Source organism: Microbulbifer sp. ABM4_008 (assembly GCF_056311705.1).
In genome coordinates, this window is sequence record NZ_CM149970.1 from 4,132,982 (window position 1) to 4,149,764 (window position 16,783).

Sequence of the window (16,783 nt, forward strand, 5' to 3'; positions counted from 1 at the left end):
CAGGTTAGTCGACCAGACCGTAATCCTTGCGGAGAACTTCAAGCAATTCCGCTTTGGGATTATCAGATATCTCAAGATTCGTACCAATAATCTTCTCAGCAATACCAATATAAGTATTAGAGAGATCCATCAGCATAGATTCTGGCAGCTCGTTATCACGAGCCAGAGCCGAGCGCTCATTCATGCGATCTTTGTTCAACAGGATATCTGCATCGGGGAAGTAGTTGAGCAGGGCCTGGCGGAAACCTTCTTTGGATTTCTCCACAACCTTACCTGCGCGATACTGTTCGCCGTCCCAGATACGGGAGGAGTCCGGGGTGCCCACCTCATCCATATAAATCAGCTTTTCTTCACCATTGGCAGAGGTGACGTAGCCAAATTCAAACTTGGTATCGACAAAGACCTGGTCGAGCTTTTCCAGCTCTGCGGAAATCAAATCGAAACCTTCCTTCAGCAACTTCTCGTACAGGTCGATATCGCCAGCATTGCGAAAGCCGAAGGCTCCGAAATTGTCTTCGATATTCTTGCGGGTGACATTGACATCGTCCGCTTCTGGCACACCAGGGATACCCTTGAGAATACCTTTGCTGGAGGGGGTAATGAGCAATTCAGGCAGCTTCTGGTCTTTCTGCAAGCCATCGGCAATCTCGATACCGCAGAACTCCCGCTCACCCTTCTCATAGGAACGCCACATGGAGCCGGTGATGTACTGACGGGCGATCGCTTCGATCATAACCGGGCGCGCCTTCTGCACGATCCACACCAACGGATGGGGGATATCCAGAATATGGCTATCGGCGAGGCCCTGCTCTTTAAACAGCTTGAACCAGTGATTGGAAATAGCATTTAGTGCTGCGCCCTTGCCAGGTACGCCACGCATGCCGCCTTCACCAGTCCAGATACAGTCAAACGCGGAGATACGGTCGGAAATCACCATTACCGCAAGTGGGGTGTCAGGAGAAACGGGGTAGCCCTTCTCCTCAATCAGGCGGCGGCTGTCTTCTTCGCTCAGCCAGTATACGGAGCGGACCTTGCCACTGTGGATTGGCTTGTCGGTGCGGATCGGCAGGTCATTATTGACCGCTAGAACTTTGTCAGCCAGGCTCATGAGCTCTCACCTATTTGAAGGGACCAAATAAAAGAAAGCGCGGCATTCTAGCAAATGCCGCAGCCTACAGACAAAGAAAGATATCGGGCAATTACTCCGAGCTTCGCCGGGCCTCCCATTCCACCTGGTGCTCATGGGTGGGCCAGGCACTCATAATGGCCTTGAGCAAGGTCGCCAGGGGAATTGCAAAGAAGACGCCCCAGAAGCCCCAGATGCCGCCAAAGAACAATACCGCGAGGATAATAGCAACCGGGTGCAGGTTAACTGCCTCAGAAAACAGCAGTGGTACCAGTACGTTGCCATCGAGCAGTTGGATGATGCCGTAAGTCACCATCAGGTAGAGAAACTCATTACTCCACCCCCACTGGAAAAGCCCAATAGCCGCAACGGGGATAGTGACAACCGCTGCACCGATATAAGGAATCAACACACTGAAACCCACAGCTACCGCCAGCAACAGGGCGTAGTTCACCCCCAGTAACAGGAAGGCGGCATAACTGACAGCAGCCACAATGCCAATTTCTATTACCTTACCGCGTACATAATTGGCCACCTGATCATTCATCTCATGCCAAATCTGGTGGAGCATGGGCCGCTCTTTGGGCAGGAAAGAGGTGCACCAGCGGATCAACTGTTCCGCATCCTTAAGGAAGAAGAACACCAGGATCGGCACCACTACAACGTAAATCAGCAAGCCGGCAAAAATGGGTAGATTGGTAAGGGAGAAGGCCAGCAGTGTCTGTCCCAGGCCGCCCAATTCGCTGCCAAGGGTATTGAAGATTTCATCGATCTGTCCGGCTGAAATTAATCGTGGGTAGCGCTCAGGGAGTAACAATAATAGTTCTTGGCCGCGCTGCACCATATTGGGCAACTCTGCCCCAAGCCGCACCAACTGACGCCAGATAATAGGTAGTACCACAAATAACAGAGCCACAATAGTACCCACCAACACCAAGCAGGACAGGGTAACCGCCAGCCAGTGTGGCACACGCCAAGACTTCAGCTTTTGCACCATACCCTGCATCAGGAAGGCGATCACCAGCGCGGTGAATACCGGGGCCAGCACAGCGCCCAGAGTCGCCAGGACCACCAGGGCCAGGGTCAATATTAAAACCAGAAGCACCACTTCTTCCTGACTGAAGTAGCGGTTCACCCAGCCTTTTACAATCGATAACATAGACTCTCGGGATTTATCTTTATTCATTTGCCAGCGTACAGCCAATATTGAAAGGTATTATTACGTCGCTCAGCGCGGAGCAGGGACCGGCCACTTAAAGACGCAAAACTGTGGAAGTCTCGCCAGGACCCTTCATCAGTGGCCAGCACACAAAGCAGCGTTCCCTCTGGGTATTCCCGCAATGCCCGGCGCATGGTCAGTAACGGTTGTGGGCAGGGCAGATTTCTTGCATCCACAATAGTGGCCGCGTCCCAGTTCGGTATCTGGGTATCGGGCTGATTGGTAGAAGAAGTTACTGACATTGCCTTTTTAGTCACAAACCAGAATTGCCGGGGATTATAGCGCGAACCAGACGCCATAACCCGCACAGGCTTTACGCTTTTTAACTTTCCGCCTGGCGCAAGCGTGAACCTTTTATGGTCCACTAAGTCCAACCCTCGACAGTCCAACGGGGTAGCGTATAGAGTTGGACTATAGATCCTTCATGGACAGACCGAGCAGTAATCAAGATGACTGATTCCAAAAACAGCCTGCTTCACCGAACGCGCCCCCCAGCTATCCTCCACCGACTTCGCGCAGGACTGCGAAGCCTGGGTATGGGGTTGTTACTCGGCGCAGTCCCGTTTGCTGCCATAGCGGACAGTGATGAAATCCGCCTCCCGGAGCTCGGTGACAGAACCAGCGGTGTCGTATCCCACACCCAGGAAAAAGAACTGGGGCAGATGTGGCTGCGTATTTTTCGCAGTCAGGTTCGCACCTCCAGTGATGCCCTGATCCAGCAATTTGTCGAGGGCATGGTCAAGGAATTGGCCGAGTACAGCCCACTGGAAGACAAAGAAATTGATGTTGTTGTAGTAAACAACAAAACCATGAACGCCTTTGCAGTCCCCGGTGGAGTCATGGGGGTCCATACCGGCCTGTTTCTGTTTGCAGAGCGTGAAGACCAGTTTGCATCGGTAGTTGCCCACGAATTGGGCCACCTCAGCCAGCGGCACTACGCCCGCTCCCTGGAAGCACAGCGCAACAGTACAATTCCCACCCTGGCCGGTATGCTCGGTGCCCTGGTTCTGGCGGCTACCGCCGGTGGTGAAGCGGGGATCGCGGCCATGAGCGTGACCCAGGCTGCAGCCCTGGACAACCAGCTGCGATTCAGCCGCAAGAATGAGCAAGAGGCAGATAGGGTCGGTATCGATACCCTGGCCAAATCCGGTCGCGATCCAGAGGCCGCCGGTGAAATGTTCGAGCAAATGCTCAAGGCCACCCGTTACTACCAGCGCCCGCCAGAATTTCTCCTGACCCACCCCGTTACAGAAAAGCGTATTGCCGATGCCAAGTTGCGCGCTCAGCGTATGGAAAAAGTGGCTCCCAGCGAGGATCTGGATTATCACCTGATGCGCGCCCGAGTGCGGCTCGCCACAGAACCAACGCCGCAGCAAGCAGTAAAACGCTTTAGCGCGGAGCTGAATGGTATTAATGACAATGAGGATGCCGCCCGTTACGGCCTCGCCCTGGCCCAAGTAGCCGCAGGCAGGCCCGATTCAGCGCTGGACACCTTGCAGCCCCTGTTAGACAAGACCCCCTCAAAAGCAGCCTATGTGCTGGCCCGAGCGGATATCGATCTGATCCGAGAAGACTACAGCAGTGCCACCAAGCGCCTGCAGTGGGCCCTCGATCGCAATCCGGGAGACCACGCCTTAATCATGGGCCTCGCCAATGCCCACTTTAAAGCCGGTAACTACCTGGCTGCAGAACGCCTGCTGGCGAAATATAGCCGTACGCGGAAGAAAGACCCGGCAGTATGGTATCTACTGGCGGAGACTCACGGATTGGCCGGAGATATTGTTGGCGTGCACGAGGCCAGGGCCGAGTATTACATCCTCAACGGCATATTCGACAAGGCTATTCAACACCTGCGCCATGGAATTCGCATGTCAAAAGACGATTACCAGGTCAATGCCATCCTGGAACAGCGCCTCAAAGATGTACTGAAAATGCAGGAAAGAATCGAAGAGCTGTAATTCCCCCCAACAAAAAGAGCGGCCACTGGCCGCTCTTTTTGTTTACTCACCGCTACTCCCTCGAGAGCTAACCTTTGCGGAAATCCAACATCCGCTGCAGCGGAATCATCGCCTTGCGCCCCAGTTCCGGGTCCACAAAGATCTCATTATCCCCGCGCTCCAGTACACCGCAGAGGTTCTCCAGAGAGTTCATCGCCATCCAGGGGCAATTAGCACAGCTGCGGCAAGTAGCTCCAGCGCCGGCGGTAGGCGCTACCATTAGCTCTTTGTCTGGGCACTCCTGCTGCATCTTGTAAAAAATGCCCTGGTCGGTAGCCACAATAAAGCGCTTCTCTGGGCGGGTCTTGGCAGCATTAATAATCTGCGAGGTAGAACCCACCACATCGGCCAGGGCTACCACAGAGGCGGGAGATTCAGGATGCACTAAAACCACAGCATCCGGATAGAGGGCCTTTAAGTCCTCAACCCCCTTGGCCTTAAACTCTTCATGCACAATACAGGAACCATCCCATAACAGTACATCCGCGCCGGTTTCCCGCTGGACATAGCCGCCGAGGTGTTTGTCAGGTGCCCAAAGGATTTTTTCGCCATTGGCATCCAGGTGATCCACTACATCCAGCGCAATACTCGAGGTCACCACCCAGTCCGCCCTGGCTTTTACCGCAGCAGAAGTATTGGCGTAAACCACCACGGTGCGGTCCGGGTGCTGATCGCAAAAGTCAGAGAACTCCTGTGGGGGGCAGCCAAGATCCAGGGAGCAGGTTGCCTCAAGGGTCGGCATCAGTACTTTCTTGTTAGGGGTAAGGATCTTAGCGGTCTCACCCATAAACTTTACCCCGGCCACTACCAGAGTGTCCGCCGAGTGCTGAGCGCCAAAACGGGCCATTTCCAATGAGTCAGAAACGCAGCCGCCGGTTTCCTCCGCGAGGGCCTGAATCAAAGGATCGGTATAGTAGTGTGCGACCAATACTGCATTCTGTTCTTTCAACAAGCGCTTGATGCGCTCGCGCCATTCTTGCAGCTCTTCTTCGCTATATTGAGACATTACCGGCTCCGCCAGGTGCGCTTGCACCAAAGAGCGAGAATCTACCTTGTCTGCGGCAATGGACTTATGAGTCATGACTAACTTCCAGTCGCGGAAAAGCGCGCATTATAGCGCAATGAAACGACACCACCACGCACCCTTTCGACAGCAATTTTAATCTGGCGTTACAGGCAAAATAGACCAAAGGGATTAAACCTCGTCACCTCAGATAGTACACATTTCGGCAGTAGGACCGCTATGGAGATATTGGATACCGTGATAGTCGGGGCTGGGGTATTAGGGCTTGCCTGCGCCTACCAGTTGAGCCGCGCTAGCCACAAAGTGATGGTACTGGAACAACACAGTGCCATTGGAACTGAAACCAGCGCGCGCAGTAGCGAGGTTATTCATGCAGGCCTCTACTATCCAACAGACAGCTTGAAAGCCCGAGCCTGTGTTAAGGGTAAATCCATGCTGTACCAATTTTGCCAAGAATACGCAGTGCCCCATAAACAGATCGGCAAACTGGTAGTCGCCACCGATAAAGCACAGTTGCCGCAACTCCGAGCCCTCAAAGCCCAGGGGGATGCAAACAACGCCGGGGGACTTCACTTACTGAACACTAAAGACGCTCTATCTATGGAGCCAGCATTACAGTGTACAGGGGCCATCTACTCACCGACGACAGGCATTATCGACAGCCACAGCCTGATGCTGGCTCTTGAAGGCGCCACAGAGTCCAAGGGAGGCGAAGTCATACTTGCGAGTAAAGTTGCGCGCATTGAGATATCCAATGGCACTTGCCAACTGGTGATGAAGGATGGCTACAGACTGACAGCCCGCAACCTCATCCTGGCCGCAGGCCTTCACACCAGCTCACTGATGAGCACAGTAAATAGCGAAGTTATAAAACGAGAAATTCCCTCCACGTATTTTGTTAAGGGCAGTTACTTTACTCAGTCAAGTAAGGTACCTTTTTCACACTTAATTTACCCTCTGCCTGAAAGTGCCGGTCTGGGTATTCACCTCACCCTGGATTTGGCTGGAGGGGCGCGGTTTGGCCCGGATGTGGAGTGGATTAAAGTCATTAACTACCAAGTAGATCCAGGCAAGCGGGATAAATTCTATCGCAGTATCCAGCGCTACTGGCCCGGAGTAGAAAATAATACGTTACAGCCTGGCTATGCCGGTATTCGCCCAAAGATTGTTCCCAAAGGCGCCTCCACCGGTGATTTTCAGGTTTTTCATAAAAGGCTAAACAACAATGCGCAGCTAATAGCATTCTTTGGTATTGAATCTCCAGGTCTAACTTCTTCACTATATTTGGGAAAGGTGGTTTCAGAAATTATTGGCTAACTTATTACTTAACAATGACTAAAATTTATATTTCAGTACAGCCACAATTTTGTAGAGATAGTAATCCCCCCCTAGAAGTCCACCACTATTGAACAATATTCCCCTGGTTGCCCGTCCCTATCTGAACAGCCGTAGCCACCTGTCCATCATTTGTCTGACTTGTAACATGAACATTGGAGCTTCCCACTTGAGTAATAGTGGCCAGCCCAGTGCTTAACCCCAACTGAGAAACCTCCGCATAATTCATATCACCACTCTGAAAGGTGGTAATAGAGGAAAATAGGGCAAATCCCTGCGCTACTAACGCCTCATTAAGAGTCCCATCTTGATCAACACTGATAAAGCTTGACTCAGTGAGATCCCCCTGGAATAACTCAGCACTATTTTCGCTCCCTAGTTGATTAATTAATCCAGTACTGTTGAGCGCAAAATCTTCGTGAATAGCCTGTGCGAAGTTCATGGTCCCAGATTGGGTAACAGCTACAGTACCCTGTATTCCCCCCACATCCACCTGGGCTGCAATACCCTCATTATTTGAACCTGACTGGATAACAGTGGCGCTACCAGCTTCAACAAAATCATCCTGGACCACCCAGCCCAAATTACCATCGCCAGACTGGATAATTAGAGCCGTACTCTCAGAGACTTCTGCAATTTGTTCCAGGATTGCTTCGTTCATTAAACCCGATTGCTCTACCGTGCCCGTGTTCAAATCTGTAAGGGCACCTTGTAAAACCGATGCCTGGTGGGAATCCCCTGTTTGAGTTATCGAGACGGTATTATTGGTACTGGTCGGATTAGACTGGTCCACTGTTGCCAGATGCCCAACACCGTCCTGATCAATATCTGTCGTATTATTGCCGCCCATAGAATGGCCACTGAAAGTGAGCGCAGCTATTGCAGTAACTGAAGTCCAAATTCTCATTTAACTAATCCCTTGTACATAAATTCCACCCCTTCTGTTTAAAGTCCAGGCGTAGCAAAGCATCCCAGAAAATAATCTAAGCCAATTTAAATTAGAGTTAAAAGCCAAACCAGACAGGAGAGAGTCAATAGGAAGAGAACATGCAACTCCCTAAAAAATCGCTCATATCTCAAATATAGGACTGAATAAAACACAAAAGAAAAACTGGGACTTTGCAGATACACGACAACTGCCGGTATTCATACTGATATCGCAAAGCCCCAATGAAATCTATTGAAAAATAAATCCAATATTGGAAGTACCATTTTGCGTTGCGATTGCAGTTTGTGAATCTAGCATTTGCGATGTTGTATGTTGATTCAAATCACCGATTTGAGTAGTTGTCGCCACACTGAGCATATTTCCCTGTTGGAGAACACCGGCAATATTACTGGTGCCATTTTGAAATATGGAGCCCGTAACTGAGGTGGCAGTGATTTGCCCCAACGTCGCATCATTCATTGACCCTAACTGAGTAACAGTTGCAGAGGCAAAAGAAGTTCCCCCAGCTTGCTGGGTAACGCCCATATTCGCAGTACCAGATTGGCTCACTATACCAACACTGGCATCTATACCAGTATCCTGAACGCCGCCACCAAAGTTTCCATCCCCTACTTGAGTCACACTTACAGTACTATTGGCAACACCATTCTGCTGTAGTGCCCCACCAAAGTTGCTGGTACCGGTTTGGGCAATAAGGACCGTACTTGAAGTAACTCCATTTTCCTGATCGGACTCGATGTCATTCATATCGCCTGACTGAATAGCAGTAACGGTAGAGTTAAAAACCCCCATTAATTGCTCACTATCAAAGTTATTCTGGTTGCCAAGCTGATCTGCTGACACAGAGCTAAATTCAACAACACTCTGCTGGGAAATCTGGGCCATATTGTCATCGCCAATTTGATTTAGGATGATGCCACTTCCCAAAATATCAAAGACCTGCCCCATTATGATCGCATCATTCATATCCCCAGTTTGAGTCACCGCGATACTGGATGCTTCAGTATCAGTCTGGGTGATGGTCATAAAGTTCATTTCCCCAGCTTGATTTAGCTCCTGAGTAGAACCAAGTGACTCAAGTTGCTCCGCTGTCGTATCGTTATTATTCCCAATCTGGTTAATTTCCAACGAACTGGACTCAGTCATAAACTGCTGGAAAGACTCAGCCATATTGCCATCACCTTCTTGGTAGTGGGTCATGGTATTACTTACGGCATCGCTCGCCTGGGTCGATAACGAAGAGTTTGCATCGCCAATTTGGGTGACATCTATCAGGTTCCCTATAGCCGTAGGGTCAACCTGATTGGCATTCGCTGTATTACCCACTCCCTGCTGATCTATTAACGTCGTATTATTACTGGCCATCGCACTTCCACTCACTGCGGCCAATATAACTAGAGCTACAGGCTTCAACTTCCTCATAATTCAATCCTTCATTAACTATTCAAGCTTTTCTTGGGACTCAACTTAGAGGGCCTCATCAACAACATCGATACCAATAGGCATGCCGGCGTAAGGCATGCGCAAAATCCAATTTAGCGCCATCCCTACTCCAAACAGCAGTATCCACCAAAGAAGTGTTAAAGCTCGCCAAACCCGAGCGCTGAGGCAATAAAATTGACACAGGCAATTATGCGAACAACAAATCCCAAGAGGAATTGACATGCACTGGCACAAGGTCACTTGCGATAATGAACGACTGAATATTTAGAAACTATTCTCAAATCGCTGATCATGGGCCGACCAACTACTGGGTAAGAGTTAACGATAAGCGGCGATACAGCTATAAGAAGGAAGTGGGGAAAAACTAGGAACAAAGTTTGGGATTAAATTTCTGTGCCACACAGATCAGAACCTAGCAGCACAGAAATCAAAGAACTGACTGCTACTGTAAAATTGTGCCGGTATTACTTACCCCAGACTGTGTTGCTATTGCTGTCTCGGCGGTACCCGCTTGAGAGGTAACATGCACATTCGATGTACCCGTTTGGGATATTGAGGCCACACCCATAGTGATATTGTCCTGATCAATATTTACATCATTGGAGTCGCCGGTCTGCAATACTGTAGCGCTGGTGAAGAAGGCATTTCCTTGATCCAGCGTAGACATATTCATATCACCAAATTGGTCGACAATCATAGTTGAATTCTCAACCGTAAACTCCTGCTCCAGGAGTGCCATATTGTCATTACCCATTTGCAATAGCTCCATCAGAAGAAAACTTACTGAACCTATCTGATCCAAGGCCGCAACATTGCCAACGCCATCTTGAATGCCAATCATTGTACTATCGCTAATAACAAAGTTTTGATTGACGTCCATTTGGTTCATCTGCCCTATTTGAGTAGCAACCAAAGTAGAGTTCACTGCCTGCTGTTGCAATGCAAAACTGGGCCCGACCGTGTTCATGTCTCCTTGCTGATTTATCGTCATGGTACTTGCCGTAGTACCCCCAAGCCCCTGGAAATTATTATCGACCAGATTCATATTCCCAACCTGTTGTACAGTCATACTACTATCTGTCACATTGCTCCCTTGGCGAGTCATTGCCGTATTGGCATTACCTGACTGGAGCAGTTCAAGTTGCACATTGGTAATATTGTTGAACTGCTCCGACGTAGCGATATTCCCATCTCCTATTTGGGTTTGAGCTATCGTCGTTACCGTTGCATCCGTGTATTGGTCAGCGACGGCCTGATTACCATCACCAGTCTGGGACTGTATTACCTGGCTAAAATTAACCGTGCTATCGGATTGATCAGACATAGCACTATTTCCAATACCATTTTGTTCAACAATGGAGGAATTATTATTCGCAAAAGAGGAGTGACTAACTGCCACCAAACAGATGGCGGCAGCTATGGGGGTTACAGTTTTCATTTCGGCAACCCTTACCTAGTAGAAAAATCTCTTACAAAAACCAACTCCTTTACCTACACAGATCGAACCGCACTATTTAGAAACCAAATCCGCAACATCAAGGCAAGCAGTATCCACCATGATTGGTGGCACGAAATGCTTGAGGAGGTAGCAACGCCAAAGACTGCATCCTTATTTCTCTGAAACTAGATTCATAGCATTAACTGGCTTCAAATTCCTACCAATGCGCCAGAACACGAGTCAATGGCTTATTCATTGTTACCAATATAATCTAAGCCATCTATGGGAATAAAGTACCCAATAACTAGGTAGAAAGTTTTACAAAGAATAGAAGTAACAGGTTTAGTGCATTCTGGGAAGAACCAAGAAAACCAAACATTGAGAACTATAAGAAAGGAATTTTTGGTCGCACTTGGCTTCATACCTTGAGCAACCGATTAAAAGTCGAGATATAAAGCTTATACTAGCCTTGTTTTGGAGATATCTCACTAAACCAACCATAACTTTGCATAACGATTCACCACTCTATCCAGAACAGGTTCGACATGCCTCTATTTACTGCCACTAAAACTCGACTCCTCCAATATCAATCAGTAAGAAAATATTTCATCTGCCACAAGCAATATACAAATGTGGAATTGGATAACCAGTCACCAAAAATCATCCAGCAGAATCACGCCAAACCTATCAGCAGATTTTTTTTACTAAAGATCGAGGTTGCCAGCGGCAATGGTATTTTTACCATATAAAGCAACTCCCAGCCCTTGATAACTCTCAATAAGTAGAGCAGAATGCGCCTCAAATTGTCACTTCGCAAGTACCAGCTTTGTCAATCTGCTACTTTACCAAAACCAAACAATCACGAGGCGCACGAAACCTGCTGCCTCGTATAGCGTTGTTTTTATTTTTGGTACAAGCATTGATTCCCACTGGGTACATGCCAGCCTCGATCGCTACTGATGGTACAGTTATCAAACTCTGTCCTAGTGGCGTCTCACCAGAAGTAATGGCGATTATTCATCAGGGGCATAATCAAACGCCATTAAACAGCGGTACAAAGAGCGAGCAAAATCACCACTCCCATCATCAACATATACACCATGAGATGGCGAGCATGTCAGCCGATAAAGTTGCTGAAAGTACAGATCATGATCACCATACCGAAGGTAATTGGCAGTCGGACTGCAAGTTTGGTATTGCAAAACCAAATTCCGAAGTAACATTTTTATCTATCCCTTATCTATCTAGCCTGTCAAAAACACGCTATACCCAGCAGCGACACTTGGCTGAGGAAGTAATCGCCAGCCTACATCGTAAACAGCAGCAGCGCGCTCCTCCCTTCTCAGCCTCTTTGTTCACAATTTAAGTCTTTGCTCTTCATTTTTTGGGCTCGTTTACGCCTGTCCCACTGATGGAGCCAGTAAGGCATTTGATATAAGCAAACCAGCATGCTCGTAGATACTACCAATCTAGTATCAGAGCACCTGTGCCTGCCGCTATATCGTCTGCGTTACAGCATCTAAATTATTTTTTCGGCACGCTATATAGCGTACCGACAGGATACCTATACATGAAAATTACTCGAAAGCTGCTCATCTCCTTAACACTTATTGCTATCAGTAGCGCGCCTCATGCTAAAGGCCAAGATCATCATTCCCAGTCAATTGAGGAGATTGTAGTTACAGCTGATATCGACAATTCACTATCTGCACACTCTGCAAGTGAAGCAATTCATAACCTTCAGCGTGTTCCAGGGGGAGTTGACTTGGTTCGTGCCGAAGACTATTTAGTTGAGTTTACGCAGAGTATTGGTGACGCGCTGAAGTTCACACCCGGTGTCTTCGCAGACACTTCAGCACAGCGTGATAACCGAATTTCTATTCGGGGATCCGCTGCGAATGCTACTTATGAGCGCCGAGGAATTACTGTATTGCGTGATGGAGTACCGATTTCACGTGCCAGTGGCAGCACCGAGTATCAAGAAATAGACCCACTATCTATTGACTATATCGAGATCTATAAAGGATCAAACGGCCTTCGCTATGGTGCAGCTTCACTGGGAGGTGCAATCAATGTGGTAACACCGACGGGAGCTACGTCAAAAACTGGTAGTAATATAAGGTTGGAAGGCGGATCATTCGATACATACCGAACCAGTATTAACACTAAAGGAAGAAATGACGCTTTTGATTATTATGGTGCGGTAACCAAACTAAATAGTAGTGGATTTAGAGAACATTCCGAAGTCGACAGTATTTATAGCTTTGGTAATGTTGGCTACAAATTTAGTGACAACTTAGAAACTCGCTTTTTCCTAACCGCATTGCAAGACAATTTTGAGCTGGCTGGCTCTTTGACACACGACCAAGCACTAAGCAATCCTGACATGTCGCCAGAATCAAATATTGAACGCGACATGGATCGAAACCTTGATGTATTTCGCTTATCAAATCGAACAGTTTTTGCACTGGATTCGCTCACTATTGAAGCCGGGGCTTGGCTAGCAACAAGATATTTGGATCACGCTATAACACCATATGCCGGCATCATTGAGCAAAGCGGAATGGAGTTTGGTATATCTACTGATATTACTGGTGATTTCCAACTGGATATCACTGATATTTCCTGGGTTATAGGTATAACCCATGCTGAAAGTAACAATGAGTCAGAACTGTTTGCGTACTCTGAGGGCCCTTTTAGCCCAACACCAACTGCCGAGAAGGGGGATTTATCAAGTAAAGATGATCGGAATGCGACGAATACTGTCATCTATGGACAGCTAGACTTTTCCCTAAGCGAGTCACTTAACCTAATCGCAGGAGCTCAATATATTAGTAGCGTCAGAGAAAACAAAAATATCTTTAACTCTGACCCCGCTCAGGATACGGGTGGACCGGAAGATGACACCGGAAAGTTGAGCTTCGAAAAATTCAATGGGCGTCTTGGTGTTATTTATACCCTACAAGATGAAAATCAGCTATACGCTAATGTGAGTGAAGGTTATGAGCCACCAGGAATAACTGATCTAACTTCGGGCGGAGCGGATCCATTTACAATTCTTGATGCACAAGAGTCATTGACTTTTGAGGTTGGCTCTCGCGGGCAGAAAGGTATTGTAAGCTGGGACGCATCTATTTATCACAGTGAAATTAGCAACGAATTTGTAGACGTTGGGCAGTCCGGGTTTAGCGGCGAAACAACAAGTACAGAAAACGCAAGAGGTAACACACTACACAAAGGTGTCGAGCTTGGTCTCGATATACAAATAAATAAGAATATTCTCTGGCGGAACATCTATAACTATAACGACTTTTGCTTTGATAATGATCCGGATAGAGGGGATAACAAGTTACCTGGAATACCTCAATCAATCTACGCCAGCGAATTGAAATACTCGAGCAATGGCAGGTGGTATGCAGGCATTAACTTGCGACATATTGCCAACGGAGCCTACGTTGACTACGCCAACACTGAAAGAACTGCGGGATATGAATTAATTGGCATTATTGCCGGTATCTCGATAAACGAAGCGATCGACTTATTTGCATCTGCGGAAAACCTAACCGACGAAAAATATATCTCAAATGTGTCAACAGTATCAGATCTTAGTATGGCTTCCAGTAATTCAGTTTTTACTCCAGGTCAAGGTCGCGCCTTCTATGTTGGTGTCAGCACTAACTTTTAATAGCCCCTCACAGTAGGAAATACATAAGCGAGGTAGCTTGATGAAACTGCAATTCATTAGATGGCACAGATTCCTAACCTGGATAGCTTTTTTTGGCGTTGTAACTTGGTCTTTGTCTGGAATATTCCATCCAATAATGGCTTGGTTTGGTCCGCAAGCCAAAAATACAATGCCACCCACGTTTCAAGCCAATGCAGAGACCTTATATAAACTTGAAAAAATTGTTGACAAGCTGCCTATTGAAAGGGTGGCTATCGCTAAAGTTGTTCCTTCAAGTGAGGGTAATCTACTGCAGATTACAGAAGCTGATAACAGTCCAAGGCGTTATTTCAACCTTGAAACTGGAAGTGAGTTGTTTGATCATGATATAGCACATGCAAAGTGGCTCACCTCTCATTACTTGGACTTACCACAAGAAAATATTATTGATGTTAAATTCAAGGAGAGCTTTAGCGCTGATTACCCGCGAGTTAATCGCCTGCTGCCAGTTTATGAGGTGACCATTGCCGCCGACGATAATTTACTCAAAGCTTTTATCTACACCGAAACAGGTGCCTTAGCTGCTTTAAACAATAGTTTTAAAGCCAAAACGCAACTGTTTTTCAGAGCGCTACATACCTGGAGCTGGCTAGATACTACCGGCCATGGGCGTGTGCTCACTGTTGCACTATTTATGTTGACGCTTGTAGTGATAGCTTCAACGGGACTCTATCTGATTTTTGCACTCCCCAGCCGCAAAATTCCCAAGTCTAATCGACGCTGGCATCGCCGCCTCGGCTACCTACTTTGGCTGCCATTACTTGGCTGGTCAGCAAGCGGGTTTTATCATTTATTACAGGCAGAATACATACAACCCATTTCAGGCTTGCGACTGCTTGAACCTGTGCAACTGGAAAGCTTTGCAGTTGCGGAAAGCGAGATGGCTCAGTGGCGGCATAGCATAGGGAGTAGCATTCCTAAGAAAGCGCATTTAAATGCTATTTCGCTCAATCAGTCCATCGATAAAAAACCACTTTATCGACTTGGAATTAGCGTTCCGATTGAAGAGTCAATGTCCAATTACCAACAGCGTAAAGCACGCTTTGGCGGACTGCCTCTGGAAAGATCATCAGCTTTAATCAACGCTCAAACGGGGGAGAAAGAGTCGATTAAGGATCAGGACTTGGCCAAAGAACTAGCTCTACAGTTCATCCAGTCTAATGGCAATACAATCGACAATATTAAAATTGATGAAATCAAGCTGGTCACACACTTTGGGCCAAACTATGACTTCCGCAATAAACGGTTACCGGTTTGGCAGGTCGACTTGAATGACCCAGCCAATAGCAGGTATTTTGTTGACCCAGTAACAGGTATTTTAGTTGACCAAAATCGAAAGATTGACCGGTTGGAATCACTTTCATTCTCACTGCTTCACAAGTGGAATTTTTTACGTCCATTAATAGGAGCTGAAAAGCGTGACATATTGATTGTAATTACATTACTCGCCTTAGTTGCAATGTCCTGCTTTGGATTGGCTATTTATTTAGCACGCAGAAAGCCAAGAGCTAGGAGGGTTGGTTCCAGCCTACCCCCTCAGGAAGCGTCTGGCTACATTAAAGCCTCGAATTAGAACTAGCCTTTTTATCAGGCAAAACTCTCGGTCAAGAGCAGCCCCTGCGCCCAGGATCTACCCTTGACTGAGAGACTTATAGGGCAGAATAACCTAAAGGCTATACACGCCCCCTTTTAAGCTCAAGTGTTAACCACAATTATCGATAAAGATGTTTTTACTGTCTCGAACTGACTTTTATCTTAGCTAAAAGTTTCTACAACAGCTTATTTTCCACATGCAACCTTGACACCAACGAGCACTAAATCGTGTTCATTGCCGATCTGGCGAGACTCTCTAACTCGGCAAAAGCCGCCGCCAAGACCAACATAAGGCCCTCTAAAGTAAATAGCGGCTATTGAGTCCAGGGTTAAGCACACACAACTTAAAGCACACCCTGGCGAGCACATCTGCACAGTCGGCGAGCCTTTACGATGCGGAAAACTCTGATAGATCACCATACATGTAATATCCACCATTCAGAATCGAAAACGAAAGGAGCTGATTAACACAGCAAATAAGCACGGTAATAGAAAGTCTGAAACTAGCCCACGTGTACGATGGTAATACAGAGAAACTGGTTAATTGATAGTGGGAAAAAAGGAGAAGTGGTGGGTCGTGCTGGATTCGAACCAGCGACCAATTGGTTAAAAGCCAACTGCTCTACCAACTGAGCTAACGACCCCCAGGATGGTTGGACTAACTTGGTAATGGTCCAACTTGGGTTGTTTTCACCTTCGCGCAGAAGTGTAAAAACTGGGTGGGTTGCCTTGGGCATCCCTGTCGAAAATGGTGGGTCGTGCTGGATTCGAACCAGCGACCAATTGGTTAAAAGCCAACTGCTCTACCGACTGAGCTAACGACCCTTTTCGATGCCTCGTTGTGAGGAGCTGCGTATCTTACGGATCTATTTCGAAAAGACAATACCTAACTCGAAAAAAAATCTAACAAATTTAAGGAGTTAGGTATTTGTTCA

General features: G+C 47.5%; 12 protein-coding genes and 2 tRNA genes. 5 read left to right on the forward strand and 9 right to left on the reverse strand.

The genetic code is table 11. The annotated features are described in order from the left end of the window. Positions 1-4: 4 nt before the first annotated feature. From ACYX4J_RS17925 to ACYX4J_RS17935, 3 genes are all read right to left on the reverse strand, one after another. The gene (locus ACYX4J_RS17925; RefSeq protein ID WP_476177236.1) at positions 5-1,108 is read right to left on the reverse strand and encodes a phosphoribosylaminoimidazolesuccinocarboxamide synthase; all 1,104 of its coding nucleotides are present in this window, start codon (positions 1,106-1,108) and stop codon (positions 5-7) included. A gap of 91 nt (positions 1,109-1,199) precedes the next feature. Beyond that, positions 1,200-2,285, reverse strand: coding sequence for an AI-2E family transporter (locus tag ACYX4J_RS17930; RefSeq protein ID WP_445359658.1), 1,086 nt, complete (start codon positions 2,283-2,285; stop codon positions 1,200-1,202). A gap of 23 nt (positions 2,286-2,308) precedes the next feature. Further along, complete coding sequence (locus ACYX4J_RS17935) at positions 2,309-2,602, reverse strand: sulfurtransferase TusA family protein (RefSeq protein WP_445359435.1); 294 nt, start codon at positions 2,600-2,602, stop codon at positions 2,309-2,311. A gap of 192 nt (positions 2,603-2,794) precedes the next feature. Between ACYX4J_RS17935 and ACYX4J_RS17940 the strand changes: the two genes are divergently transcribed. Then, a complete protein-coding gene (locus tag ACYX4J_RS17940; protein ID WP_445359434.1) occupies positions 2,795-4,303 on the forward strand; it encodes a M48 family metalloprotease in 1,509 nt (502 codons plus the stop codon). Positions 4,304-4,370: 67 nt separating this feature from the next. On the opposite strand, the gene nadA is transcribed toward ACYX4J_RS17940, so the two are convergent. Next, entirely contained in the window at positions 4,371-5,423 is a 1,053-nt protein-coding gene (gene nadA, locus ACYX4J_RS17945; protein ID WP_444895159.1) for a quinolinate synthase NadA, read from the reverse strand. A 162-nt stretch (positions 5,424-5,585) separates the two neighbouring features. Between nadA and ACYX4J_RS17950 the strand changes: the two genes are divergently transcribed. After that, positions 5,586-6,683 carry an NAD(P)/FAD-dependent oxidoreductase gene (locus tag ACYX4J_RS17950; protein WP_476177237.1) on the forward strand — a complete coding sequence of 366 codons (1,098 nt, stop codon included), beginning with the start codon at positions 5,586-5,588 and terminating at the stop codon, positions 6,681-6,683. A gap of 85 nt (positions 6,684-6,768) precedes the next feature. Here ACYX4J_RS17950 and ACYX4J_RS17955 read toward each other — a convergent pair whose 3' ends face one another. The 3 genes from ACYX4J_RS17955 to ACYX4J_RS17965 form a co-directional block, all read right to left on the reverse strand. Then, entirely contained in the window at positions 6,769-7,608 is an 840-nt protein-coding gene (locus ACYX4J_RS17955; RefSeq protein WP_444934902.1) for a hypothetical protein, read from the reverse strand. 270 nt (positions 7,609-7,878) lie between these two features. Beyond that, positions 7,879-9,072, reverse strand: coding sequence for a hypothetical protein (locus tag ACYX4J_RS17960; RefSeq protein ID WP_476177238.1), 1,194 nt, complete (start codon positions 9,070-9,072; stop codon positions 7,879-7,881). 463 nt (positions 9,073-9,535) lie between these two features. Next, positions 9,536-10,531, reverse strand: coding sequence for a hypothetical protein (locus ACYX4J_RS17965; RefSeq protein WP_476177239.1), 996 nt, complete (start codon positions 10,529-10,531; stop codon positions 9,536-9,538). Positions 10,532-11,357: 826 nt separating this feature from the next. On the opposite strand from ACYX4J_RS17965, the gene ACYX4J_RS17970 reads away from it, so the two are divergent. From ACYX4J_RS17970 to ACYX4J_RS17980, 3 genes are all read left to right on the forward strand, one after another. Then, the gene (locus ACYX4J_RS17970; protein WP_476177240.1) at positions 11,358-11,897 is read left to right on the forward strand and encodes a hypothetical protein; all 540 of its coding nucleotides are present in this window, start codon (positions 11,358-11,360) and stop codon (positions 11,895-11,897) included. A 204-nt stretch (positions 11,898-12,101) separates the two neighbouring features. Continuing rightward, a complete protein-coding gene (locus ACYX4J_RS17975) occupies positions 12,102-14,216 on the forward strand; it encodes a TonB-dependent receptor family protein (protein ID WP_476177241.1) in 2,115 nt (704 codons plus the stop codon). Positions 14,217-14,256: 40 nt separating this feature from the next. Further along, a complete protein-coding gene (locus ACYX4J_RS17980) occupies positions 14,257-15,828 on the forward strand; it encodes a PepSY domain-containing protein (RefSeq protein ID WP_476177242.1) in 1,572 nt (523 codons plus the stop codon). Positions 15,829-16,416: 588 nt separating this feature from the next. Here the strand turns inward: ACYX4J_RS17980 and ACYX4J_RS17985 are convergent. Then, positions 16,417-16,492: transfer RNA gene (locus ACYX4J_RS17985), tRNA-Lys, on the reverse strand. Positions 16,493-16,597: 105 nt separating this feature from the next. Then, positions 16,598-16,673: transfer RNA gene (locus tag ACYX4J_RS17990), tRNA-Lys, on the reverse strand. Positions 16,674-16,783: the final 110 nt, after the last annotated feature.